The 25685-nt window shown below is 67.4% G+C and carries 20 protein-coding genes; 14 read left to right on the forward strand and 6 right to left on the reverse strand.

The annotated features are described in order from the left end of the window. Positions 1–4: 4 nt before the first annotated feature. On the reverse strand, positions 5–967 hold the full coding sequence (locus AKJ09_RS24140) for a LysR family transcriptional regulator (RefSeq protein ID WP_146649576.1): 963 nt from the start codon (positions 965–967) through the stop codon (positions 5–7). A gap of 87 nt (positions 968–1054) precedes the next feature. On the opposite strand from AKJ09_RS24140, the gene AKJ09_RS24145 reads away from it, so the two are divergent. Continuing rightward, positions 1055–2224 carry an oxidoreductase gene (locus tag AKJ09_RS24145; RefSeq protein ID WP_146649579.1) on the forward strand — a complete coding sequence of 390 codons (1170 nt, stop codon included), beginning with the start codon at positions 1055–1057 and terminating at the stop codon, positions 2222–2224. Between the two features lie 68 nt (positions 2225–2292). Beyond that, complete coding sequence (locus tag AKJ09_RS24150; protein ID WP_146649581.1) at positions 2293–2988, forward strand: glutathione binding-like protein; 696 nt, start codon at positions 2293–2295, stop codon at positions 2986–2988. An 11-nt stretch (positions 2989–2999) separates the two neighbouring features. Here AKJ09_RS24150 and AKJ09_RS24155 read toward each other — a convergent pair whose 3' ends face one another. Continuing rightward, complete coding sequence (locus AKJ09_RS24155) at positions 3000–3182, reverse strand: hypothetical protein (RefSeq protein ID WP_146649583.1); 183 nt, start codon at positions 3180–3182, stop codon at positions 3000–3002. A 221-nt stretch (positions 3183–3403) separates the two neighbouring features. Between AKJ09_RS24155 and AKJ09_RS24160 the strand changes: the two genes are divergently transcribed. Then, positions 3404–4009 (forward strand): RlmE family RNA methyltransferase, encoded by a 606-nt coding sequence (locus AKJ09_RS24160; RefSeq protein ID WP_146649585.1) that lies wholly within the window; start codon positions 3404–3406, stop codon positions 4007–4009. A gap of 9 nt (positions 4010–4018) precedes the next feature. On the opposite strand, the gene AKJ09_RS24165 is transcribed toward AKJ09_RS24160, so the two are convergent. Together AKJ09_RS24165 and AKJ09_RS24170 are read right to left on the reverse strand one after the other, a co-directional pair. After that, entirely contained in the window at positions 4019–4981 is a 963-nt protein-coding gene (locus tag AKJ09_RS24165) for a hypothetical protein (RefSeq protein ID WP_146649587.1), read from the reverse strand. 131 nt (positions 4982–5112) lie between these two features. Then, a complete protein-coding gene (locus AKJ09_RS24170; RefSeq protein ID WP_169927811.1) occupies positions 5113–6321 on the reverse strand; it encodes an SGNH/GDSL hydrolase family protein in 1209 nt (402 codons plus the stop codon). A gap of 383 nt (positions 6322–6704) precedes the next feature. Here AKJ09_RS24170 and AKJ09_RS24175 point away from each other — a divergent pair, with 383 nt between their 5' ends. From AKJ09_RS24175 to AKJ09_RS24190, 4 genes are all read left to right on the forward strand, one after another. After that, positions 6705–10664, forward strand: a complete 3960-nt coding sequence (locus AKJ09_RS24175; RefSeq protein WP_240488574.1) for a serine/threonine-protein kinase — start codon at positions 6705–6707, stop codon at positions 10662–10664. A 220-nt stretch (positions 10665–10884) separates the two neighbouring features. Then, complete coding sequence (locus AKJ09_RS24180; RefSeq protein ID WP_146649590.1) at positions 10885–12879, forward strand: M4 family metallopeptidase; 1995 nt, start codon at positions 10885–10887, stop codon at positions 12877–12879. A 30-nt stretch (positions 12880–12909) separates the two neighbouring features. Further along, positions 12910–13941 carry a glycosyltransferase gene (locus tag AKJ09_RS24185; protein ID WP_146649592.1) on the forward strand — a complete coding sequence of 344 codons (1032 nt, stop codon included), beginning with the start codon at positions 12910–12912 and terminating at the stop codon, positions 13939–13941. A gap of 55 nt (positions 13942–13996) precedes the next feature. After that, a complete protein-coding gene (locus AKJ09_RS24190) occupies positions 13997–15043 on the forward strand; it encodes a hypothetical protein (RefSeq protein ID WP_146649594.1) in 1047 nt (348 codons plus the stop codon). Between the two features lie 894 nt (positions 15044–15937). On the opposite strand, the gene AKJ09_RS24195 is transcribed toward AKJ09_RS24190, so the two are convergent. Beyond that, a complete protein-coding gene (locus AKJ09_RS24195) occupies positions 15938–16885 on the reverse strand; it encodes an SDR family oxidoreductase (RefSeq protein WP_146649596.1) in 948 nt (315 codons plus the stop codon). A gap of 90 nt (positions 16886–16975) precedes the next feature. Here AKJ09_RS24195 and AKJ09_RS24200 point away from each other — a divergent pair, with 90 nt between their 5' ends. Beyond that, positions 16976–17308 (forward strand): hypothetical protein, encoded by a 333-nt coding sequence (locus tag AKJ09_RS24200; RefSeq protein WP_146649598.1) that lies wholly within the window; start codon positions 16976–16978, stop codon positions 17306–17308. On the opposite strand, the gene AKJ09_RS24205 is transcribed toward AKJ09_RS24200, so the two are convergent. Then, positions 17286–17843 carry a helix-turn-helix domain-containing protein gene (locus AKJ09_RS24205; RefSeq protein ID WP_146655644.1) on the reverse strand — a complete coding sequence of 186 codons (558 nt, stop codon included), beginning with the start codon at positions 17841–17843 and terminating at the stop codon, positions 17286–17288. The genes AKJ09_RS24200 and AKJ09_RS24205 overlap by 23 nt on opposite strands. Positions 17844–17931: 88 nt before the next feature. Between AKJ09_RS24205 and AKJ09_RS24210 the strand changes: the two genes are divergently transcribed. From AKJ09_RS24210 to AKJ09_RS24235, 6 genes are all read left to right on the forward strand, one after another. Further along, positions 17932–18672 carry an SDR family NAD(P)-dependent oxidoreductase gene (locus AKJ09_RS24210; RefSeq protein ID WP_146649599.1) on the forward strand — a complete coding sequence of 247 codons (741 nt, stop codon included), beginning with the start codon at positions 17932–17934 and terminating at the stop codon, positions 18670–18672. Continuing rightward, positions 18669–19799: an S-adenosylmethionine:tRNA ribosyltransferase-isomerase gene (locus AKJ09_RS24215; protein ID WP_146649602.1), complete on the forward strand. Its 1131-nt coding sequence runs from the start codon at positions 18669–18671 to the stop codon at positions 19797–19799. Before AKJ09_RS24210 ends, AKJ09_RS24215 begins: the two co-directional genes overlap by 4 nt. Positions 19800–19839: 40 nt before the next feature. Beyond that, positions 19840–21099 carry a metallophosphoesterase family protein gene (locus AKJ09_RS24220; RefSeq protein WP_146649604.1) on the forward strand — a complete coding sequence of 420 codons (1260 nt, stop codon included), beginning with the start codon at positions 19840–19842 and terminating at the stop codon, positions 21097–21099. Between the two features lies 1 nt (position 21100). Next, a complete protein-coding gene (locus AKJ09_RS24225) occupies positions 21101–24202 on the forward strand; it encodes a YhaN family protein (RefSeq protein ID WP_146649606.1) in 3102 nt (1033 codons plus the stop codon). A 7-nt stretch (positions 24203–24209) separates the two neighbouring features. Next, entirely contained in the window at positions 24210–24830 is a 621-nt protein-coding gene (locus tag AKJ09_RS24230) for a DsbA family protein (protein WP_169927813.1), read from the forward strand. 117 nt (positions 24831–24947) lie between these two features. Continuing rightward, the gene (locus tag AKJ09_RS24235; protein WP_205633792.1) at positions 24948–25685 is read left to right on the forward strand and encodes a hypothetical protein; all 738 of its coding nucleotides are present in this window, start codon (positions 24948–24950) and stop codon (positions 25683–25685) included.

Genomic DNA, 25685 nt, shown 5'->3' on the forward strand with positions numbered 1-25685 from the left:
CGCGTCATCGCCCGGGTGGACGTTGCCGTTCGCTCGGGCGTTTCTCCGAGTTCCACGAAGCGATGCGGTAAGCGTCGCGCAGGGCGCGAACGAAGGTTCTGACCTTCGCCGAGGCATGTTGCGGCGAGGGATACACGGCGTGGATCGAGCGCTCCTCGGTGGCGAACCCCTCGAGCAACGGAACGAGCGAGCCGGTACGAAGCTCTTTCTCGGCAACGAACGGCAAGAGAAACGCGATGCCGAGGCCCGCGCACGCGAGATCTCGCTGGAGCAGGCTCGAGTCCACCCGAACCGCGGGATCGATCCACACCGCGTCCTCGGCGCCGCCGGCCGACTTCCGTGACGCTCCGAACTTCCACGGAACGCGACCGCTGCTCGTGGGGCTGGCGAACGCGAGACATGCGTGGCGCGCGAGGTCTTGCGGCTTTCGCGGGCGGCCCGCACGCTCGATATAATCGGGGGACGCACAGGCGATCATCGATGTCGTCGCCAAGCGGACCGCGACGAGGTCTTCGTCCTCGATGCGTGACGAGATGCGTACCCCGACGTCGAAGCCTTCGTCGGCCAGCCGCACGAAGCGGTCGGTCAAGGCGAGCTCGAGTTGGACCTTCGGATGCGCGCGCGCGTAGTCGGAAAGCGGTGCGGCGAGCTGGAGCGTGCCGAAGGCGACCGGGGCCGAGACGCGTAGTGTCCCGACCGGCTCTCCTTTCTCGGCGGTCGCCGCTCCCTCGAGCTCCTGCATGCGCTCGAGAACGGAACGCGCGTGGGCGAACACGGCCCGACCCGTGGCGGTCGGACGAACCGAGCGCGTCGTTCGGTGGAAGAGACGGACCCCGAGCTCGCGCTCCAACGCCGCCACGTACTTGCTGACCACCGCTTTCGACACGCTCATCGCGCGCGCGGCCTCGGTGATGCTCTCGGTCTCGACCACCTTGCAGAAGAACGCGAGTGCGCGAAGTCGATCCATGACCGGTTCATCGTTTACGAATCGTGAACGATGCGTCAACGGTGACGTGCATTGTCATCCGAATTGCCGAACTGCACATTGCTGCTCATGGACACGAACGAATCACGAGAAACGGTTCTGCTCTCATCGGCGTCGGTTCACCCGGCGCTTGCACCGACGACGATCGGTCCGCTTTCGCTCCGCAATCGCCTCGCTGTGGCCCCGATGAGCCGCGTAAGCACGCTCGGTGACGGCTTCGCCACCGCGCGCATGCGCGACTACTACGCATCGTTCGCGCGCGGTGGTTTCGGTCTCGTCGTGACCGAGGGGACGTACACCGACCTGGCGCACAGCCAGGCCTACGGGCGACAGCCCGGGATTGCCACCGACGCGCAGGCAGAGGCTTGGGCGCCAATCGTCCGCGCCGTGCACGAGCAGGGGACCGCCATCGTCCTCCAGCTGATGCACGCCGGGGCGCTCTCGCAGGAGAACGGATACCGGCCGGCGAGCATCGGGCCTTCGGCGGTCGTTCCGCGTGGAACGAAGATGTCGGATTACGGCGGAGCGGGCGCCTACGCGCTACCTCGCGCGATGACCGAGGAGGACATCGCGGAGGTCGTGGAGGGATTCGCGCGCGCTGCGGTTCGTGCGCGCAAGGCCGGTTTCGACGGCGTCGAGATTCATGGGGCCAACGGCTACCTGCTCGATCAATTCCTGACGACCTATACGAACCAGCGCACGGATCGCTGGGGAGGGGCCGTCGAAAACCGGATTCGTCTGACGGCCGAGGTCGTGGCTGCGAGCGTTCGCGCGGCAGGCGCAGGCTTCGTCGTCGGCGTGCGCGTCTCGCAGACGAAGGTGAACGATCTGGCGTATCGCTGGCCTGGGGGCTCGCGTGACGCCGCGATCGTCTTCGAAGAGCTGCGTGCGGCTGGCGCGGACTACGTGCATCTCGCGTCCGAAGGTGCGGATGCGGCGGAGACGGCGCGCTTTGCCGACGGCGGGAACGTCCTCGAGGTGGCTCGGCGAGTCACTGGGCGGCCGGTGATCGCCAATGGCGGGCTGGCCGAACCTTCGCGCCTCGCCCGTCTCTTCCGGGAGGAGCAGGCGGACCTGGTGGCGCTCGGTCGCGCCGCACTGGCAAATCCCGATTGGCCGCTCCGGTTGGCGCGCGGCGCAGACTTCGAGCGGTTCGACCGTGCGATGCTGCATCCGTTCGCTTCCCTCGAGAATGCCGAGCAGTGGCGTTCGCGGACCGCCTTGTCCTCGCCTCGGTGACCCTCCTCGCTCTGGCGTCCGAGCACGATGGAGAACGAAGACCGTTCGTCCAACATCGTAGGTGGACGATGCTGCGCCTCTACAGTTGGCCGACGCCGAACGGACAGAAGATCCACATCGCCCTCGAAGAGCTCGAGCTTCCCTACGAGCTCGTCCCCGTGAACATCGGGGCGGGCGAGCAGTTCAAGCCGGAGTTTCTGGCGATCACGCCGAACCATCGCATTCCGGCGATCGTCGATCCCGAAGGGCCCGGCGGCGAGCTTCCGCTCTTCGAGTCGGGCGCCATCCTGATGTATCTCGCCGAGAAGACCGGCAAGCTCCTGCCGAAGGATCCGCGTGCCCGCTACCTCGCGCTGCAGTGGCTGATGTTCCAGATGGGCGGCGTGGGGCCGATGTTCGGCCAGCAGGGCCACTTCGTCTTCTACGCGAAGGAGAAGATCCCGTACGCCCTCGATCGCTACACGAACGAGGTGCGTCGCCTCTACGGCGTTCTGGAGACGCGCCTCTCGCAGAGCACCTATCTCGCCGGCGACGAGTATTCGATCGCGGACATCGCCACGTTTCCGTGGGCCCGCGGGGGCGACCGGCGTGGTTTCGACGTGCCCAAAGACTTTCCGAACGTGCAGCGCTGGATCGAAGCCATCGACGCGCGGCCCGCCGTGAAGCGTGGCCTTGCGGTGCTCGAAGATCGCACGCGCACCAAACCGGTGACGGACGCCGAACGCGACGTGCTGTTCGGCTCGAAGCAGTTCGCGACGAGGTAGCTCAGCCTCGCTCAGTCCTCGCTCGACCAGCCGCGCGCGCGCTGCCACGTCTCGATGGAGGCGCCGCGCGGTTGCGGTTCGTCGACCCATTCGATGTCCAGATCGAGCAAGCTCGGCATGCGCGCACGCGGGCTCTGGCGTTCAGGCGTACGGACGCTCACCGGGCTGACGTGGAAAACGCACTTGAGGTTCATGGGCTTGTCCACAGCTCAAGCAATGGGTGGGCCAGGCGTTTTCCGGCCGTTCCCAATGGCGGGCAGGGGGAAATCCCGGCTGGTCTCGTCGGAACCACGGCCGCCTCGTTACCGACGTCCCTGGATCCAACCTGATCCGCAGCGGCTCCATCGAGAGCCACGGAGCACCCGGGTTGGGGGCCCGAGGCTGCTATAAGCGCGGTGCACACCGCACCGACGTCATGGCGAAGAACAATCCGTACAAAGGGGCCGACCACTTCACCCGAGCTGCAAAAAAGCAGGGGTACCCCGCGCGCAGCGTCTTCAAGCTCGAAGAGATCGACCGGCGCCTCCGGCTCATCAAGCCGGGCATGCGGGTCCTCGACCTGGGCGCGACGCCGGGAAGCTGGACGCTCTACGTTGCGCAGAAGGTCGGGCCGAAGGGCAAGGTTCTCTCCGTCGACCTGAACCCGATCGAGGTGCCGCTCCCGGAGCACGCCACCTTCATCCAGGGCGATGCCCTTTCGCTCGAGAACGAGGCGCTCTCCACGTTCGCGCCGTACGACGTCGTGCTCTCGGACATGGCACCGAACACCACCGGCAATCGCCACGGCGACCAGACGCGAAGCTTCGAGCTCTTCATGCGCGCGCTGGCCGTTGCCGAGAAGCTCGTGAAGCCGGGCGGCGCGTTCGTCGGCAAGATCTTCATGGGCGAGGACTTCCAGAACGCGAAGAAGGCGGTCAAGCAGAGCTTCGCCGAGGACCGCGCCATCAAGCCCGAGGGCACGCGTGCTTCGAGCTACGAGCTCTTCTTGATCGGCATCGGCCGCAAGGCATCAAGCCCCTAGAGCGCCTCCTCAATACGTGACCTGGCGATCCACGCAGCCATCGAACTGGATTCGCACGTTCGCGCCGTTGACGTTCGAATAGACGAGCGCCCCGCTATCGAAGCCCAGGCCCGGCGGCGATTGCATACGGCATCCACGATTCCAGTGGAGCGGGGGATCGGAGGTGCGCGACAGCGGGTAACCCGCACCGCCGATGACGACGGAGCTCGCGCCCGACAGCGTCAGCGTGCCGAGGGAAAATGGCGTCGTCGAGAGGACGAGGGGGTCGGGGACGTAGAGCGCCTGCGTGTCGGACGCGTAGCTCGCATTCAGGTCGGCCTTGGTCGGCTGCACGAGCGTGAACACGATGTTCAGTCGCTGACGCACGGTATAGGAGGCCGGCGGCGACCCGCTCGCAACGAGATAGGCCCTTCCGGTCAGCGTGCGTGAGCGTCCGAAACCGTCGCTTCGCACGACGTCGACGAGGAACGACTGGAACCCGACCACGAAGCCCGAGTCACTCGAGGTATCGTCGGTGTCTTGAATCGTGACCCCACCGGTCACCGTCGAGGTCTGGCTGCCGGCGGGGACGTTCGTGCAACCGAAGCTCGCCGACCACGAGGCCGGAACGCCGTCTCCGTCGTCGTCGACGATGTCGTCGCCGCTCACGCACGTTGCATCGACGATAGCTCCCCACGTACGGAGTAGCGTGTCGAGGGGCCGCGGGACCGGACGCGACGCGACGGTGCTGGCCGCGACACGTGCGGAGTACACCCAGTAGCCATTGCCGTAGTCCGCGTAGACGTACGGATCGATCATCGCGGCATCGATCGCTGCCGCGTTGTCGGCGGCCTCGGTCGCCGCAGACTGCACGGGCGTGAGGACGGCCGAGCTGCCCGTCGAAGAATCGGCGGAGCCCGAACACCCGAGGAGCGCGAAGGGCACGACGACGACCGGAGCGAATGCGATCGCGGAGAGCGCGCGGTCCTTCATGCGCTACAGAAGGTGCAGTGCACGTGCCGCAGCGCGAGCGCAGAAATCCGCCGCTCGTGACGTCCGTTACCCCTCGAGGACGCGGAGCGCGAGACCGTGTGTCGCGCTGCGCACGGCCTCGGCGTGGCGTATTACCAGCAGGTCTTCTCGCGGATCGCGCCGATCACCTGATCGGCCATGATGCGATGCACTTCGAGGTTCGGGTGGTAGTCGCAGCCGAGCCCGTAGCGCGTGCCCATCTCGACGAGATCGATGCGGTAGACCATGGTGTCGCCGGCCGCTGCGCGATCGGAGACGATCTGACCGAGCACGTCGCGCATGTTCGAGCGTGCGTTGTCGAGCGGGAACTTGTCCGTCAACATCGGCGGGACGGCGAGGAAGATGTGCGCGTTTGGCCGTCGCTCACGGACGTACGCCACGAAATTCGCGTAGCCCGCCTTGAACGCGCCGAGGTCGATACCGTCGGCGACGCCGTCCTTATCGACGTCGCGCGAGAAGTCGTTCGTGCCCAGGTTGATGACGACGGCCTGGGGCTCCGGCTCCTTCGTGAAGTCCCAGTTGCCCTCGCGCACGTTGGCGAGCGTGCGCTCGTAGTACTGCGGAATGGTCGTCTTCGCGTCGTCGTCGTGTTCGTTCTCGCGGAAGTTGAGGACGACACCTTTGCCGAAGAAACAGGTTGTCACCGCGTCCGCCGAGAGTGCTCGTGCGGCGATCGAGCCGTAGGCAAGGTAGATGTTCTCGGTCATTGCCACCTTCACGTTCGGACGTACTTCGACGTCGTAGGGACAGGTCGCGTTGGGACCTTCGTTGCCGTAACCGCACGTGATCGAATCGCCGATGAACTCGATTCGGCGCGGCCTTTCGGTGGGAGCGAGAAGTTTGCCGCTGGCGCCAAAGTTGAAGCCCGTGAATTCGGACGAGCCGGAGAACGCCTCACTGTTGCGCATCACGGTGATCTCGTGCGTTCCGGGGGCGAGATCGTTCGCGACGAGATAAGAGGTGCGGTCCGGCGTGACCACGAACTTGATCGGGTCGCGATCGTCGATGGCCGCTTCGAAGACGAGCTCCATGTCCCGGTTTTCTGGGAGGTTGATGCCGACGCTGACCTCGGTGCCGTCGAAGCGCGCCGTCGCGTAGTTGCCCGACCAATCGAAGCGTGCGCGCGTGGGGTCGGACATGTCGTAACGGCCGACGAACTTGATGGCGGGAGTCGCCGTGCTCGGTCCACCGATGCCGGCGGCTTGGACCTGCGTGCAGTCGACACGCGCACCCGTCACGCCACCGTTTTGCGCGGGCTCGTTGCGCTGGTCGAGACGCACCACGCACGCGGGCGAGGCCATCACCGAAAGAGTGACCAAAGCCAGGGCCGCGCCCACTCTCCCGCCCACTCGGGGGCCTGCTCGGAAGCTACGAAGCGACATCGCGCTCGGAGTTCTATCACGCGGGCCTCGGAAGACCCGAGTCACCACGCCAGCTGCGGCGCGAACTTCGACGTCCTTGTGCAGGAGGCTCACGCGGCGCATCCAGCCCGCCGCTCGGATTTTCGGGGGTGGTCAGCGGGCGACCCAGCTCTGCTGTCGAGGCAAACGCGCCGTCAAATTGCGGTCTCTCGACCCTCGTGCGGCCAGTCGGCATCGATAAGTGTCGCAAAACGCCAAAATCGATTGCTTATTGCCTCGGGGGACGGGTGCGCAGGCGAGCAGCTTCCGGTACGCTGCACCCCGTGACAGTTGCCGCGTTTCAGGGCCTTCTTGCAGGCCGCTTCGTCATCGAGCGCGAAGTCGGGCGCGGCGGCGTGGGCATCGTCTACCGCGCACGTGACGAAGTGACCGGCGCACCGGTCGCGCTCAAGGTGATCGCCATCCCGGGCGTCGATGCGAGCGAGGAAGCTCGTTTCGGTCGTGAAGGGCGCGTCCTTGCGGGCTTGAGTCACCCTGGGATCGTCCGCGTCGTGGCGTTCGGCCAGCTCGACGAAGGCCATCCCTACGTCGCGATGGAGTGGCTCGAAGGCGAAGACATCGCGCAACGTCAGAAGCGCGCTCCGCTCACGCTCGGACAGGCCATCGAGATCGGCGCACAGGTTGCCGATGCGCTCGCGTACTCGCACGGCGTCGGCATCGTCCACCGCGACATCAAGCCGTCGAACGTGTTTCTCCTCGGGAGCAGCCCCGAGTCGGGCAGGAGTCCGGGCAGTGTCTCGTCGATGGCGGTGAAGCTCGTCGACTTCGGCGTTGCCTCGGCGGAAGACGCGAGGCTCACGCGTACGGGCGCGATCATCGGAACGCCCGCGTACATGGCGCCCGAGCAGGCGCGTGGCGATGCAGAGGTCAGTGCGCGCGCGGACATCTACGGCCTCGGCGCCACGCTGTTCGAGATGATCGCCGGGCGCCCGCCGCACATGGGGCCGACGCCCATCGCCATTCTCGCGCGCCTCGTCACCACGCCGGCGCCGCGTCTCATGGAGATCTTCCCCGAGGCGCCCATCTCGCTCGACGAGCTGCTCGGCAACATGCTCGCCACGCACCCCGAAGAGCGCCCGGAGCGCGCCTCCGACGTGGCACTTCGGCTGCGCGCGATTGCCGTCGAGCTCGAGAACACCGAAGGCTCGACGCGCACGCAGTCGCCCGAGATGGCGCCGATGAACCTCGGCTCGATCATTCTCTCGACGGCCAAGCCCGGTGGATCACGACTCGTGACGTCGATTCTCGCGACGCACGTGCCGAAGGGGCCTGCGCGTACGCGGCTCATCGCGCACCTTCGTGCGCGCGGCGCCGAGGCCACGGAGCTCGGCGGCGACGCCATCGTGGCGCACCTCGGCGTGAAGAAGGCGCTTGGCGACGAAGCTGCCCGCGCACTCGATCTCGGCGTGAGGCTCGCACGCACCGGTTGCAGCGTCGGCGTTGCCACGGGACGAACGCGCATCGATCGCACGCGGCCGACGGGTGAGGTCGTCGACCGAGCCGCAGCTCTGGCACGGGATGCCCAGAAGGGCCAGGTGCTCGCGGACACGACCACCAGCGAGCTCGCTCGCGGGCGCTTCGAGCTCTCGATCCGAGCCGACGGCACCGCCGTCGTCGGTACCAAGGTCGCCGCGAAGAAAGAGGGCGCCGGTGGCTCTCCCTTCGTCGGCCGCGAAGCCGATCTTTCGCAGATCGTCAGCGCCTTCGAGCGGTGTCAGGAAGACAAGACGCCGATCATCGTGACCATCAGCGGCGCGCCGGGCATCGGCAAGACGCGCCTGCGCCGGGAGGCGATCTCACGTTTCGGCTCGCATCCCTCCGCGCCGCGCATCGCGCTGGTGCGCGCCGAGTCGTTCGCGAAGAGCCACGCCCTCGGCATCATGGCCGACATCGCGCGCGCCCTCGCCGGTGTCGCCAAGGGCGCTGCGCTGGAAGATGCGGTCGCCGCAACCGACGCTCTCCTCTCACGCATCGAAGTCGTGAACCGAGGTGCCCGCGAGCTCGTCGCTCGCCTCGTCGCGAACGAGCCTCTGCCCGAGTCCGTCGATGCTCGAGGCGCTCGCGACGCCCTCTGGATCGCGCTCACCGACATGGCGCTCCACGCCTCGAACGAGAAGCCGCTCGTCATCGCCGTCGAAGACGCGCAATGGGCGGACCTCGAGAGTCTCGCGTGGATCGATCACTTGCTCGCGCGTGCGGGCGGTCATTCCGTGTTCGTGCTTGCCACGGCGCGTCCCACGCTCTTCCGTGACGACCCTGCGCGCTTCTCGGGACGCGACCACGTGCGCATCGAGCTTCGCCCTCTCGCGCGTCGCACGGTGCGATCGATCGCCAAGGCCATCCTCGGCGACAAGAGCAACGGCCCCGAAGGCGAGGCCCTCGTCGACTCGATTTCGACGCAGGCCGCAGGCTCTCCGCTCTTCGCCGAGGAGCTCGCTCGTCTCGCCCAACAAGGGCGCGACGCCGCGAGTGCGCCCACGATCGAGGCCGCCATCCAGGTCTCGCTCGACGCACTCGACGAAGACGTCCGTGACGCGGCGACGAGGCTCAGCGTGTTCGGTATGCAGGTCTGGGACGCCGGCCTGACCGCGCTCGGCGGAAAGAACGCTCCCGAGATGATACGCGCGCTCACGGGCGCCGAGCAGCTCGTCGAGCAAGTGAACTCACGCTTCAAGGACTCGCGCGAGTGGGCCTTCAAGCACGCGCTCACCCGTGAAGTCGCGTACGCTTCGCTCGGCGACGATCAGCTGAAGGAGCTGCATGCCAGCGCCGGCCGTTGGCTCGCCAAGATGGGCGAGGACGACGCCACAGTCGCTCGGCATCTCGAGCTCGGCGGGGAACCCGTGCTTGCCGCCAACTACCTCGAAAAGGCGGCGCGACGCGCGCTTGCGGCCAACGCTCTCGGGGAAGCCGTGAAGCTGGCCGAGAAGGCCCTCGCGTTCGCGGAAGACAACCCCACGCAGTTCGCGCGTGCGCAGCTCCTCGACGAAGCATGGAGCCGCCTCGATGCCCGCGCCGGCGAGCGTGACAGCGCCGTGCGCGCGATGCAGGAAGCGGTCTACGACGACGCGAGCGAAGTGCGTGCGCTCGGTGCGCGCGTTCGTTACGAAGACGCGACCGGCGGCGGCCCCGACACCAGCGCAGGCCTCGAAGACGTCATTCGTCGCGCCAAAGACGCCGGCCTCTTCGACGAGGAAGCTCGCAGCGCCGCTGCGCTCGCCGCGCGGTATGCGTTCGCCGGCGAGGTCGACAAGGCGGCCGATTGGGCTGACTCACTGCTCTCGCTCTCGCAGACGCATGGCATTCCGAGTGCTGCCGTCGATGCTTGGCAGACGCTCGCCGTCGTACGCCAGGCCAGTGGCGACGTTCGCGCGGCCCTCGAGGCGCGCAGGAGCGCTGCGCGCGCCGCGTCCGATGCCGGTCTGAAGACGCGCGAAGCCACGCTCACCATCAACGTCGGCTTCGCGCTCACGACCATGGGCGCGAAGAACGACGCGCGCCTCGCCATCGAAGGCGGCATCGCGCTCGCGCAGGCGGTCGGCTCGCCCGGCACCGTGCGCCACGGTCAGATGAACCTCCTCTGCTGGACGGCCACGTTCGGGCCCGACGGGGCGTTCGATTCGCTCCTCGCCGAGCCGCGCGCCATCGCCGACGGCGCCGTTTCGGGCGCGTGGGTTCCCCACGATCGCGCGACGCTCGGCGTGCTCTTCTACCGCGGCGCCGAGCTACTGCGGAACGACAAGCCCCATCGCAGCGGTGAGAATGGCGCCGCCCGCACGACGATGAGCGCCGCCGAACAAGCGCGCACGCTGCTCAAGATTGCCGCCGGCGGCTACCGAGCCACGAAGATGCTCGACGTCGTTCCGGTCGCCCTCGGGCTCTGGGCCGAAGCCGAGCGTCGTTGTGGTCAGCCCGAGCGCGCGATGGAGATCGCGACCGAGGCTGCAGGCCTGCTCGAGCACGGTTCGCCGAGCTTGCTCAACGAGGCTCCCATCTACCTGGCACTCCACGATGCGTGCGTCGACCTCGCGCTGCACGAGGCCGCGAAAGACGCCATCGCGCGCGGTGTCCCTCGTCTCGTCACACGCCTGCACGGCCTGTCGGGCACGCCCTACGCGCGCGACTTCCTCACGCACCTGGCTCCGAACGCCGGCTTGCTCGCCGCCGCCGAGGCGTACGGCATCGTGCCCGAGCCGCTCCTCGGCATCCTCGAACGTACGTAGAGCACCCAAGTTCACGGGGCTGGGGTCACCCACCCGCGTGGATCGCGTGGACACCAGGTGCTGTCGGATTGAAACGACCCGCGCTCGAATCTGTGTTGCCAGCGTGCAAAGTGCTCGCACCAGGTGGGAGCAAACGGGGCGCGAAGGCGAACTTTTCCAGCCTCGTTGGTGACGCGCCGACGGGCCGCGATTGGCCCGACCGTTGCGAGGAAGCGGCGCGATGAGAAAGCACGCATTCCTCGCGCTGGCGCTGGCGGCCGTGGGCTCCGTCATCGGATGCCAAGCCGATGCGACCGATGGCGGCTCTCTCTCTTCGGGTGGAGCGATGGAGCTGCAGACTCGCGCCTTCGCGCGACTGCAATGCGAGACATCGCAAGATTGGAGCTTCATCCAGCACGATCGATTTCGCACGCCGATGCATCTCTCGGCACCGCGTACGGGCAAGCCGCTCCTCTCGTCGGCCGTGAGCGCCGAGAAGACCACGCGCGCGTTTCTTGCGGAATACAAAGATCTCTATCGCATGCGCGATCCGGAGACCGAGCTCCGCCTGGACAAGCTCGAGGTCGACACGCTGGCCATGACGCACGTGCGCTTCCAGCAGACCGTGCGGGGCGTGCCCGTCGTCGGCGCGGAGCTCTTCGCGCACTACGACCGTGCCGGTCACCTCACGTCGATCGACGCGACGTACGTTCCCGAGCTGCACGGCCTCGACGTCGAGCCCTCGGCGAAGGAAGGCGACGCGCGTCTTGCCGTCCTGGCCGACGTACGCGCACGCATGCGCGACGTCGAGCCCTCGGCGTTTTCGGTTCCGGAGGGGAAGCTCGTCGTCTTCGCGCTCGGCGAGGGCCCGGCTCGGCTGGCGTGGGAGTACCAGACGCGCGCGGTGTTCTCCGATCATCCGGCGATTTGGGTCACGACCGTCGACGCCAAGACGGGCGCGATCATCGACGTCTACGACAACCTCCAGACCGTCGAGGCGTCGGGGACGGGCGTTCTCGGCGACACGAAGAAGTTCCAGGTCGCGCAGAGCCCGATGGGGTACGCGATGGTCGACACGTCGCGTGGCGTGCCCATTCGAACGTACTCCGCCGAGGGCCAGGAAGTCGGACCGGACAACGGTGCATCGCCGGTGACCTCGGGGTCGCTCAACGCGTGGGACGACGGGACGGTTGGCCCCGGCGCCGCCGTCGACGCACATGCCTTCGCGGCGGTGGTGTTCGACTATTACAAGAAGGTGCACGCTCGGAATGCCATCGACGGCGCAGGCGGCGCGATGGACTCGACCGCGCATTTCGGACAGGACTACGACAACGCGTTCTGGGACGGCACCGGCATGAGCTACGGCGACGGCGGCCAATACTTCAAGCCCCTCTCGGCCGGACTCGACGTGGTGGCCCACGAGTTCACGCACGGAGTGACGCAGGCCACCTCGGCGCTCCGTTACCAGGGCCAGCCGGGCGCGCTCAACGAGGCCGTCTCCGACATCTTCGGTGCGATGATCGAGCACTCGATCAAGCCGGACGACACGAAGAACTGGCAGATGGGCGAGGTCATCGTGAAGAAGGCGGGGCTCATCCGCGACTTCAAGAATCCCTCCGTCGGCCAGCAGCCCGCGCACATGACGAAGCTCGTCCAGACGCAGCAAGACAACGGCGGCGTCCACATCAACAGCGGCATCGTCAACAACGCGGCGTTCCTCATGACCGCGGGAGGAACGAATCCTGTCTCGAACGTGAAGGTCGAGAAGGGGATTGGCTGGGAGAAGAGCGAGAAGCTCTGGTATCGCGCCAACACCACCTACTTCACGTCGTCGACCACCTTCGCGATGGCGGCGCAGGCGACGATGCAGGCCGCGAAGGATCTCGGTCTGACCGAAGAAGAGCAGAACATCGTCGACTGCGCGTGGAAGGCCACCGGCGTCGTTCAGGGGGCCTGCGTCGCGATTGCGCCGCAGGCGCGCACGCCCTCGACCAGCTCTCCGGAGGAAGGCTCGGTCGATGCGCCGAGCAGCCCATCCGATCAGACGGCCGAAGATCCGGGGACCGGCACGACCACCACCACCGAGCCGACGACCAAACGTCGATCGCTCGCCGCGCAGAACTCCGGCTGCTCCATGAGCACGAGCTCGCTCGGATCCTCGGAATCGCCTTGGGGGTTGCTGCTCGTTGCCACGCTCGGCCTGGCCTTCGGACGGCGCCGCTCGGGCCGCTCCTGAACGGCTGGTGCTACAGTGGGGGTATTCCCCATGTCGTCCGAAGCACAGCCCGTCGCGCCTCTGGTCACGATCGCCATTGCAACGTCGGATGACGAACCTCGCATCGAAGCGTGTCTGCGAAGCGCGCTGAGCCAGGATTATCCGGCCGATCGCGTCGAGATCCTCGTGGCCGATGCCATGAGCATGGACGCCACGCGGGAGATGGTGCTGCGCATCGCCGGCGAAGAACCACGTGTTCGCCTGCTCGACAATCCCGAGCGTACGCGCGCTGCCGCTCTCAACGTGGTGCTGCGTGACGGCAAGGGGGAGATCGTGGTGCCGATGGATCCCGGCGGCGAGTACGGCCGCACGCACGTGAGCAAGTGCGTCGAAGCGCTCGGTGCGTCACCGGCCGAACACCTCGCGATCGTGCCGCGCACGGCGGGTCGAACGTTGGTCGAACGTGCGCTCTCGGCGGCGCAGAAAACGCGGCTCGCGTTTGCGGCAGGTGCGGAGCTGGCCAAGGGGAGCGACCCGGTGCCCACGCTGCTCGGCGCCGTGCGAAAGCGCGTGTTCGACAAAGTCGGTCTCTTCGATGCAGGAGCTCGTGCCGAAGAAGACGTGGACCTTGCCCAGCGCATCGAGAAAGCGGGCCTCGGGCTCACCATCCGGCGAGACATCGTCGTGCACAAGGCCGACGCGTCGTCGTTCAAGGATCTCTTCCGTCAGCACTACCAACTCGGTCGTGCCCGCGCCCGCCGAACCGTGAAGGACAAGCGCTTGCGATCGGTGCGTTCGCTCGCGCCGTTTGCTCTCGTGGTGTCAGGCGGCGCCCTCGCGTTGACCTCGAGCATTCAACCCGTCACGCCGCTCGCCCTGGCCGCGTACGCGCTCGTCACGGGAGCGGCCGCCGTTCGCGTGGGACGCGACGAAGGCATCATCACCATTCCCATCGCCTGGGCGGCCTATCCGGTGATGCACGTCGCCCACGGCATGGGCTTCGGAAGTGGACTCTTCCGTTCGATCGCACGCCCCGATTGGGCGGCGTCGGGCGCGAAGGAACCCAAGCCCGAACCCGCCTGAACGCGAAATCGTCCGACCGCGGGAACTTCGGACAGCGGCGGCGGTCGCAACGCCGATGCCCTCCGCGGAACGTTCCCTCGAGAACCTCCGAGTCGCCCTCCCTCATGCGTCGGTGTCGCCCGATCGACGCTATCGGCCGGACGCATCGGTCGTCGAAGCCCAGCTTTTCTGGGAGCGCGAGCTGCAGGCGGTTCGTCATGTCACGCTCGGGGAAGAGCTTCGCCTCGAAGACTTGAACCTCGAGCTTCCCACCGAGCTCGACCTCCTCGTAGCGAGGCGCGACGGCGAGCGGAGCCCGTTCTTCGTCCTGCCGAACGGCGTCGTGGTTCCGGAAGGCAATCGCATGTCGCTCCGGATCGGACGGCTCACGCTACGACTCGCGTTCGTGGTGGACGACACGCCCGCACTTCCTCGCGTGCCCCTCGATCCTCGCGTTCGACTCGGCGTTCTCGCGGGCGTCGCTGTTCACCTCGTCTTCGTTTCGTTCTTCGCGTTTTCGCCACCGGAAGTCGTCGAGCACGCGAGCGCACCTTTCGTTTCGATTCGACGAACCTTCGTATCACCGCAAGCACTCGGTCTCGTCGATTCGACCTCGGAGGAGACGGAGTCCACCGCGCCTGCGATTGGCGAACCCGTCGCGGTCGAAGATCGTCCGGCGCCGGTGACGGTGACGACGGCTGCCGCGCCGAAGGCCCTCGATTCGGCTGCCAACTTCGGGATGCTCGCTCTCTTGGCGCGCCAGCCACCACGCGCGAGATCTCCGTTCGCACGAGAGACGAAGACGACGCGCGCGGTCTTCGACGGAGCCGCGGAGGCCTTGGCCGTGGGAGGCCTCGAGCTCTCGGGGATTGGAGAAGCGGGCGGGGCAAGGGCGCCGGTGTGCCTCTGGAGAACGGGTTCTGACGAGGTCACTCGCCGCTCAATCGTCGTCGGGCGGAGGGCTGAGTCGCTTCAGATCGCGATCGAGGTCGAAGAGCTTCGCCTGGTAGAGCTCGCTCACCCGAAGCACGAGGGGCGGCTGCTGCTTCTTCATGTTCGCGATCCGCGCGCGCATTACCGGAACATGCAGCGCGTGCTCGACGTATGCCTTGAAGTCGAGTGAGGACAGGAGCTCACGACCACAGGCCTGGATCAGCAAGCCGCGCACGCCCTCCGGCTCGAGGTAGGCCGCATAGCGGTCGCACGATCGCGTGCAGGCCTTGCGCAACGGAGCCTTTCCCCACGACGTGAACAGGACGTACGAAATCAGGAGCTGGCGAGTCCAGTTGCAGTGTCCGAGCTCGAGGCGACCGAGTGACCAACCGATCAAGTACGCGAACGCATCGAGAAGCTCCTGATACTCGCGCGTCGCGAGCTCGGAGGAGAGCACGATGCAGCACCGGCCCGTGAAAATGGAGTGGGCCGTGGTGACCTCGTCGAGGCCCGTCGAGATGTAGAGCTCGGGGATGTCTTCGCGCCCGATCCTCCGGCATTGGTCGACGAGGATCGCGTAGAGCTCGGGGAACTGCCGGTCGGTGATGCGGATTGCGTTCGACTCGACGATGCGCAAGTGCGCGTGGCGCGAAAGGACCAGCGCAGGCGGCGCTGCCATCAACGCGATGAGCGCCGCCCGAATCTTGTCCGTGTGCTTCGCGATCATCGGATGGAACGCGAGCCATCCCGCCCCGAAGACGACGAGCCAAATGGCGACCGCCAGGATCGTCATGCTGACGACGAGACACGCCACGTAGGTGGGGTTCTCGAGCGGATGGCGGAGCTTGCGACGAAGCTCGACCCGACATCCGGTGTTTCTTGCCGGCCTGATGTGCAGTCGATGGAGCGTCGAGGCGTGCGCGGTCATGGCCGGAAAACGCCGTGCATCACGCACGCCGCGCGGCAAAGTGCACGATCGAAGTGCACGATCGCGCGGCCACCGATGCTCGCGCTCGGTCGTGCCGACAGAACCGACGTGTGCGCCCGAAGGAAAGGAGTGGCGCCCGGCCTCAGGCCGTTCGCTTCAGCTCGCTTGCCAGGCGGCCTTGAAGGCCGCGAACGTACGCTTCAGCCCTTCGCGGACGAGCACCTTGGGCTCGTAGCCGATGAGCGCGCGCGCGGCCTCGATCGACGCGAGCGAGTCACGAACGTCACCGGCGCGGCTCGGCACGTACTTCGGCTCGAACTTCACGCCGGCTTCTTCGCCGATGTACGCGAGCAGCTGGTTGAGCGAGATGCGCTCGCCGCACGCGACGTTGACGACCTGACCCGAGAGCTTGTTCGAGGTCGTGGCGGCGAGCAGATTCGCGCCGACCGTGTTCTCGATGAAGCAGAAGTCGCGCGTTTGCTCGCCGTCGCCGTAGACCGTGGGCGCCTTGTTGCCGAGTGCCGCGGTGACGAAGTTCGGGATGACGGCGGCGTACTGGCTCGTGGGATCCTGGCGAGGACCGAACACGTTGAAGTAGCGGAGGCTGAGCGTCTCGAGCCCGTAGAGGGCTGCGAAGACGGCCATCAAGTGTTCGCCAGTCAGCTTCGAGACCGCGTAGGGCGACCGCGGCGACGTGGGCATCGTCTCGATCTTGGGGAGCGTCGGCGTATCGCCGTAGGCCGAGGAGCTCGCCGCGAAGATCACGCGCTTGACCTTGGCGTGACGGGCGCCGTCGAGCACCGTGGTCGTGCCCTGCACGTTGGCGAGCATCGATGCGCCGGGATTCTCGACGGAGCGCACGACCGAGGGAATCGCCGCTTGGTGGAAGATGACCTCCACGCCCTTCACGGCGCGCGCCACGGTTTCGGGGTCGACAATCGACCCTTCGATGACCTCGACGTCGCCCTTCAGCGACTCGACGTTCTTCCGCCGACCCGTGGAGAAGTCATCGAGGATGCGCACCTTCTCGCCCTTCGCGAGGAGTGCCTCGGCAATCGATGACCCGATGAAACCCGCACCGCCCGTGACGAGAAACTTCGCCATGCCGTTCGTATACACTTCGTGCGCGCGCGCTGCGAAACGATTTTGGCCGAACACTTGGCCCTTTTCGGCGACCTCGGCGAAGGTCGACCCATGGCTCGCACGCAGCACGAATCGATGGTCGGACACGCGGAAGAAGGCATGGTCGCCGGATGCTGTTCGGTGTGCGGATTCGCCGACGCCCGAGGCTTGCTCGCGGTCGCGCTCGAAGGCGGCGATTCCACCGTCCTCTGCGGCACGCACGAACTGATGTACCGCCGCGGCGCCACATCGGCCCGCACCGTTTCCGACCTCCGCGAGAGCTTCGGCGACCGTCGCAACATGGATCGCCGCGCCGTCCCCGCCGGCGATTTCGACGAGCTCGCGCTGAACCTCACGGCCGCGTTCACGACCGAGCGTCGTGTCAACGACCGTCGCGGCGTGTGATCAAGACGAACGAATAGGCCACGGCCGTCTTCATCGTCGGGTTCGAGTAGGAGTGACGTTGGTCGCCGCGGAAGGCGACCACGTCGCCCGGTGAGAGCCGGTATTGCTCGCCCGACGCGATGAGGACGATCTCGCCCGTTTCGCACATCAGGTACTCGCGCGTTCCAGGCGTGTGCGGAACGCCCGTGACTTTCACGCGCGGCGGCAGCTCGAAGCGGTCGATCTCCATGCCTGGGATCGGATCGGGCAAGAGCTTTCGAATCAGCGCGGCACCGCGCATTTTCTCGGGCAGCGTCCCCTTCGGGTAGTGTCGCGCGCCGCTCTGAGGTGCGGCGATCAACTCTTCGATCGTGACCTGGAACGCTCCCGCCACGCGGTCCAGGACGGCAAGGGTAGGGTTTGCCGTGCCCGACTCGAGGTTCGCCCACGTCGCGCGGGGCATCCCGGCGAGCTTCGCCATTTGGGCCTGGGTGAGACCTCGGCCTTCGCGAAGCACGCGGACGTTCTGTCCGAGACGGCTGGCAACGTCGTCCATTCCAACGAGGTAGCAGTCCTCCAATCCGTTGTCACCGATGCCACGATGACAGAGCGCATGATCCAAGCTCGTGACCATGGAAGAGAACATGGTCGAAAGGAGCTCGGCGGCGCTGGTGACCGGGGCGAGTCGCGGCCTTGGCAAGGCGCTGGCCCGTGCGCTTGCGCTGAGGGGGAAGCGGGTGATCATGGTCGCCCGCGGTGGCAGCGAGCTTCGCGGCGCCGTTCGTGACGTGAAACAGGCCGGCGGCGATGCGCACGGCTTGGCCTTCGACGTCGGCGACAAGAGCGCGATTCATCGTTTGACCGGGGCGGCGGCGGCACTCTCGCCGCGTATCGATCTGGTGGTGCATGCCGCGAGTACGCTCGGCCCGCTGCCGATGCCGCTCCTGCTCGACACCGAGTGCGAGGACTTCGCGCGCGTTCTGGAGGTGAATCTGGTCGGACCGTTCCGGCTCACCAAAGTGCTCGCGGCGCCGATGATGCTGCGCGGGGAGGGGACCGTTCTCTTCGTGAGCTCCGACGCGGCGACGAACGCGTACGAACGATGGGGCGCCTATGGCGTCTCCAAGGCTGCGCAGGATCATCTGGCGCGAAGCTTCGCTGCCGAGCTCGATCCGGTGCGGTTCCTCGCGGTCGATCCGGGCGAGATGGACACGAAGATGCACGCCGATGCGATGCCCGACGCCGATCCGAGCACGCTCGCGAAGCCCGAAGACGTCGCGGCGCGCATCATGACGATCCTCCGTCGCGCGCGCGAGCTGCCGAACGGCGCTCGCGTTCTGGCCGCTGACTTCCCCAAGGCCGAGCCCTTGCGGGGGGTGTCGTGAGCCCCGCCACGTCGCCTCGGCCGGTCGCCGCGATGCGCCTGCTCGTCGTCGACGGATCGACCGGAACGCTGGGCGTTGCAGACGCGCGAACCTTCCCCGAGCTCCTCGCCCCCGGCGATCTCGTGGTGGTGAACGACGCAGCGACGCTTCCGGCATCGTTCGCGGCGCGGACCGCGGCAGGCGAGCCCGTGGAGCTCCGCCTTGCCGGGCGCGCGGCGGAGGGGAGCGAGCCGCGTTTCGTCGCGGCGCTGCTCGGTGCGGGCGACTATCGGACGCGAACCGAGGTTCGTCCTCTTCCACCGCTCATCGCGTCGGGGGCGCGGCTGTTCGTCGGCGACGAGCTCGTCGCTCACGTGACTGGCCACTCGTCGATCTCCGAGCGGCTCGTGGAGCTGCATTTCTCGGTCGCGGAGGGCTCGGAGGCCGACGTCTGGGCTGCGATCTATCGAGCAGGGCGGCCCGTGCAGTATGCACACGTGCCCGAGCCCCTCGCGCTCTGGGACGTGCAGAACGTCTATGCCTTCGAGCCGTGGGCGGTCGAAATGCCGTCCGCCGGGCGACTCTTCCGCGCCGAGACGTTCGGGGCCCTGAAGGCGCGCGGCATCGCCATCGCGCGGGTCACCCACGCGGCCGGCCTCTCGTCAACCGGGGATCCGAAGATCGACGAAGCTCTCCCGCTCCCCGAGCGATGGCGCGTGCCGGAGGAGACGGTGCGTCTCGTCGAAGCGACGCACGCTCGGGGCGGTCGCGTGCTCGCCGTCGGAACGAGCGTGGTGCGCGCGCTCGAATCGGCGTCGGCTGGCACGACGCTTACCGCCGGTGAGGGGATCACGCATCTCAAGCTCGGCCCAGGCGCGCGACGTACCGTGGTCGACGGCGTCGTCACGGGTGTCCACGAAGCGGATACCACCCACTATGCGCTGCTCGGGGCTTTCGCATCCGCCAAGGTTCTCGAAAATGCCCTCGTCCTTGCCGAACACGAGGACCTCCTCGGTCACGAATTCGGGGACGCTTGCCTGGTCTGGGGGAGTCCCGTCGCGGCGGCGACGCGGAAAGCGCTCGACCGCCCGGCGCCGGTCTCGCGGCGCGAGGTGACGCAGGAGGGGCGCGGCTGGTCTCTCGCGTGAGCGCTGAAAAAATCGTCGTCTCCCTGCTATTGTCCGCCGCGTGAAGTTCGTTCACGCTGCGGATCTCCACATCGACAGCCCGCTTCGTGGGCTCGATCGCTACGAAGGGGCGCCTGTTGCGCGCCTTCGCGGAGCCACGCGTCGGGCTCTCGAGAACCTCGTCGCCCTGTGCATCGAGGAACGGGTGAGCTTTCTCCTCCTCGCGGGCGATGTCTTCGACGGCAACTGGAAGGACTTCTCGACCGGGCTCTTCTTCGCCGCGCAGATGACGCGCCTTCGCGAGGCCGGAATTCCCGTGGTCCTCGTGCGTGGCAACCACGACGCGGCGAGCTCGGTCACCAAGAACCTGCGCCTGCCCGACAACGTTCGCGAGCTTTCGCCGAAGAAGCCGCAGACCATCGACCTCGTCGATGCCTCGGTCTGCGTGCATGGGCAGAGCTTCGCGCAGCGCATCACCACCGAAGATCTCGCGCTCCGCTATCCCGATGCGAATCGGGCGGTGTTCAACATCGGCCTTTTGCACACGAGCCTCGATGGCCGCGAAGGCCACGAGCCGTACGCGCCGACCACCTTCGACGTGCTCAAGGGCAAGGGTTACGACTACTGGGCGCTTGGCCACGTCCACGCCCGCGAAGTGCTCGCGCGCGAGCCGTGGGTGGTGTTCCCTGGAAACCTCCAAGGGCGTCACGCGCGCGAGACCGGACCGAAGGGCGCGAGCCTCGTCACCGTCGAAGACGGAGCGGTTCGCGAGGTCGAGCATCGTGCGCTCGACGTCGTTCGCTGGGAGCAGCTCTCGGTCGATGCGTCGGCCGCGAGCGATCCGCTGGACGTCGTCGATCTCGTGCGGGCCAAGCTGATCGAAGCCGCCGCGTCGGCGGAAGAGCGCGTCCTCGCGGCCCGCGTCGTCGTGTCCGGCAGCACGAAGGCGAACGGCGCCATTCGTCGCGACGTCGAGCGCTTCGTGAACGAGCTGCGCGCCGCGGCGACCGATGGGCTCGGTGACGGCGTGTGGCTCGAAAAGGTGAAGGTCGAGACGCGCTCGGTCTTCGACGCCGATCGCGTTCGCTCCGAGCCCAATGCGGTCGGGCACCTTGCACGCCGCCTCGCCGCCATCAAAGCCGATCCCAAAGAGCTCGAAGAGCTCGCGAGCATCTTCGCCGAGCTCGACAAGAAGCTCCCCGCGGAGCTTCGCGAAGGTGAAGGAGCCCTCTCGTTGATCGATCCCGACGTCCTGCGTTCGTTCGTCGACGACGTGGAGGAGACGCTCATCCCTCGGCTCCTCGAGACGCGCGAGGGCTGAGATGCGTATCGACCAACTCGAACTCCTCGCGTACGGCCACTTCCAAGGACACAAGCTCGAGTTCGGGCCGAACGGCCTGCACGTCGTCTTCGGTCGCAACGAGGCCGGCAAGAGCACCACGCTCCGTGCCATCACGGGCTTGCTCTACGGCATTGCCGCGCAGACCCACGACGATCACGTCCACGAGAAAAAGGATCTCCGCATCGGCGGCATTCTGCTCGGCGAGAACGGAGAGCGCCTCCGTGTCGTCCGGCGAAAGGGCAACGCCAACACGCTCCTGAACGATCAGGGGCAGCCGATCGACGAGACCCCACTCCTCCGTATGCTCGGCGGCGTCTCTCAGGAGACGTTCCGGCAAGCCTTCGGTCTCGATCACGAAGCGCTCACGCGCGGCGCCGAGGCTCTTCTGCAAGGCCGAGGTGACCTCGGCGAAAGCCTCTTCGACGCGAGCGTCGGCGGCGGCGGCGAAGTCCAACGTCTGCTCGCGGAGCTCACGAAGGAGGCCGACGAGATCTACAAGCCACGCGGCTCCACCCTGCCGCTCAACGAGGCGCTCAAGGCGTTCGGCGAGGCGCAGAAGCAGATCAAGGAGCGCCAGAGCCTCCCCGAGGCCTTCGTCACGCAGCAGCGTGCCCTCGAAGAGACCGAGGCCCGACGCGTGGAGGCCTCACGAAAGCGGGCCGGCCTCGCCACGCGGCGCGCCCAGCTCGAACGCGCGCGCTCACGCGTACCCCTCGAGCAAAAGCGGGCCGCACTGGCTGCGAGCAAAGCCCCGTTGGGTGACGTGGTTCGCCTCGTCGAGCGGGCCACGTCGCTCCCCACCCGCGTGGCTCAGTACGAGCGCGATCTGGCCGCGCGACGGGATCTCGAGGTAGAGAGGGAGAGCCTCCGCGCGCGCATCGCCGATGCTTCGCGGCGCGTTGGCGGGGAGCTCGACCCCACGCAGATTCGCATCGACGCACGTAAAGAGGCTCGCATCAGCCGCTTCCTGCAGGAGCGTACGGCGCTCTCGCAAAAGGTCGAATCGGCGAAGGCCGAAGCCGCGCGGAGCGAACGCGAGGTCCAGCGGCTTCGCGAGGCCATGGCCACGAACGTGCCGGACACGACGGTCCTCGCGCGTGCGCTCGCCCAGGCGCAGGCGCTCGGTGACGCCGAGGCTCGCCACGCGAACAATCTCTCCAAGGTCGAACGCAAGCGGCGTGAAATCGATCAGCGCGTGACCGCGCTCGGACTCTTCTCGGGCACCGCGAAGGAGCTCGCCGAGACGACGTTGCCCGCGGCGGAGTCGATCGAACGACTTCTCGCACGTGCCGCCGAGCTCGACCGGGGGCTCGCTCGTCACGACGAGCGCCTGGCGGACCTCGAAGCGCAGATGCGCGAAAGCGAGCGTCAGATCGCCGAACAGGAAGGGGAGTTCGCGCCTCCGGAGCCCACGGCGCTCCGGCGTGCCCGCGAAGCTCGTGACGAGCTCTGGAACCGCCTGAAAAAGGGCGAATCGAACGATCGCCTCGAGCTCGAAGCCGCGTTCGAACGCGCGGTGCGCGAGGCCGATGAGCTCGCCGATCGGATGATCCGCGAAGCCGATCGCGTGACCACGCTCGCCAAGCTCCGTGCGTCGGCCAAGGTGCTCGAGAAGCAGCGACTCGAGCAGCTGTCCGAGCGAGAGGCTCTCCGGGCATCGCGCGCAGCCCTCGACGACGAGCATCGCGCGCTCTGGGCGCCTTCGAGGATCGCGCCGCTCGGCTTTGCGGAGATGAAGGGCTGGCTCGAGCGCCGGCGCCCGATCGTCGAAGCGTTCGAGGGGTTGCTCGAATCCGATGCCGAGCTCGCCGATGCGGCGCGAGACATCGAGAATGCTCGCCGGGTGCTCGCGTCCGCACTCGATTCGTCGGACGCATCGCAGAGCCTCGCCGACCTCGTCGTCGCGGCGCGCCGTCGGATCGAGAGCGCCGAGGCGGCCAAGCGCGTCGTCGCGGACGCGACGCGATCGATGGTCAAACTCGAAGCGCAGATCGACGAACGCGCGGCTGCGGCGTCGAAAGATCAGGCGGCGCTCGCCGACGTCTGCACGAACCTCGCCGAGCTCGTTCGCCCTCTCGGCGTTCCCGACGACGCGTCGACCGACGAAGTCACGCACGCGCTCGACGCGCTTCGCGATCTCTTCACTCTGCTCGACAAGCGAAGCGACGCCGAGTCACGCGGTGCGCTGGTCGAGCGGGCGGCGGGCGGTTTCGAGGACGACGTTGCTCGTCTCGTCGCGGAGCTCGCGCCCGATCTCGCGGCTGCGCGCGCACTCGATGCGGCGGTGGCTATCGTCAACCGCGCGGACAAGGCGCGGCAGATCGAGCAGGAGCTCACCTCGATCGACGCGCGCCTCGAGGAGCTCGGAGGAGCCGTCCTGCCCGACGATGTCCTGCAGCTCGCCGCCGACGCCGACGCATCGTTCGCCGCCCTCGAGGAGATCGATGCAGAGCTCGGCGAGACCGACCGCGAGATCCAGCGCCTCGGCGAGACCGTCGGCGGCATCCGCAACGGCCTCGACATGATGCGCCGAGAATCCGGCGCGGCGGAGGCCTCCTCGGTGGCGCAAGAAGCGCTCGCCCGCGTGCGAACGAACGTCGAGCGCTATTGCCGCGCGCGCCTTGCGCAGGTGCTGCTCTCGCGCGAGATCGAGCGCTATAGGCAAGAAAATCAGGGGCCGCTGCTTGCCACGACCTCGCGATTGTTCTCGCGCCTCACGCTCGGAAAGTTCTCGGGTGTGCGTGCGGGCTTCGATGATCGCGATCGCGCGTCCCTCGTTTGCGTGCGTGCGACGGGCACGGAGGTCGACGTTGCCGGGCTCAGCGAAGGCACGCGCGACCAGCTCTATCTGAGCCTGCGCCTCGCCAGCTTGCTCCGCTATGCGGACATCGGCGGGCCCATGCCGCTCGTCCTCGACGACCTCCTCGTCCAGTTCGATGACGAGCGTTCGCGCGCGGCGCTCGGCGTGCTCGCCGAGGTCTCTTCGCGCATGCAGGTGCTCTTCTTCACACATCACGCCCGCCTCGTGGAGCTGGCGCGCGAAGCCGTGCCTGCTCCCGGCCTTCACGTCCACGAGCTCTGAAATGCGAATGACCATGCTCCGAACGGGATTGGCGCTCTTCGCCTCGCTCGCCTCGCTCGCCTCGTTGGCCACCCTCCTCGCCGCGTGCGGTGCGAGCGTGCCGGCGGGGATTCGCGACGAGATGGCGCGCTCACCGAAGGACACGGCCACCGTCGTCGTCTTCACCGACTTCCAGTGCCCGTTCTGCCGTCGAACCCACGCGAAGCTCGAAGAGGCGCTCGAGGCGCGTCCGAACGTACGCGTCGTCGTTCGCCACGTTCCGCTGCGCAGCCACCCGGATGCGCGAACGGCAGCCAAGACGGCCATCTGCGCGGAAAAGCTCCTTCCCCCGTCCGCGGCGACGGCGACGACCGACGCGCTCTTTCGGTCGAGCGACCTCTCCGAGGCCACCTGCATGGACTTCGTCGTCAAGCTGGGGGCGAGCGCGGACGACGTCCGGGCCTGCCTGAACGCGCCTGCGACCGAGGAGCGTCTCGCGCAGGACGAGGCGCTCTACGTCGCGGCCGAAGGCGACGGCGTTCCGCTCCTTTATGTGGGAAATCAGCGAGTGGACGGCGAGCCGTCGAAAGCTGCATTGGCCGCCGCCCTCGACAAAGCTGGCGCCCGTGCCCATAGCGGGAGTCAGTAGTCGGTAGCAGGTAGCGCCCCCCATCCGGAGGCCGTGTGAGACCCTTCGGAACTGGAGACGCGAACGCGACGCGTGCGCGCCGAGCGCAAGCGAACGGCTGCGCTAGTCTGGCCGGCTATGCAGACGTCACAGAAGGCCACCCGCAGCATCTCTCTCTCTCGCCTTTTCCTAGGGCTGGGGGTCGTGGCCATCGCCGGCGTCGCCGCCCTCGTCGGGTGTGCCGAGGGCTCCGACACTGATGTTTACGGGGAGAGCGCGCTCGGAACCGATCCGGACGACGCGGGCGAGGAGACTTCGAAGACCGTCCTCCCGGCCCCCTCGCAGGGGACCGACGCGGGCAAGGACAGCGGCAGCGCCGACGCGGGCACCAAGGTCGACTCCGGCGCGGACGCGGGCGCCGACTCGGGCACCGGTCCCGTCACGGGCACGTGCACCACGTCGAACACCTGTGCCACGGGCACGTCCCTCGGCTCCGTCAGCGGTGACACGAAGTCCGACGTCGTGACCGCTCAGGGGAGCACGTCGCAGTGGTTCAACGTTCGCGTCACCGAGGATGACACCGGCATCTTCGGAACCTCGGAGCGCGCGAAGGTCTCGCTCACCTCGCCGCCTGGCTCGAACTTCGATCTCTACGTCTACCTGCCGAGCAGCGACACACTCGAATGTTCGGCGGTGACCAAGTCGTCGACCAGCACGGCGGCGGTCGATTCGGTCAGCATCGAGTGGGGCGAAGGCAGCGGACTGGCGAACGGCTCGGACGACAGCCGCACGGTCACGGTCGAGGTTCGCTACGTTTCAGGCACCTGCGCTGCCGGAACGAAGTGGACTCTTTCGGTGCAGGGCAATACGAACTGA

It is taken from the genome of Labilithrix luteola (genome assembly GCF_001263205.1).
In the GTDB taxonomy this organism is placed as follows: domain Bacteria; phylum Myxococcota_A; class Polyangia; order Polyangiales; family Polyangiaceae; genus Labilithrix; species Labilithrix luteola.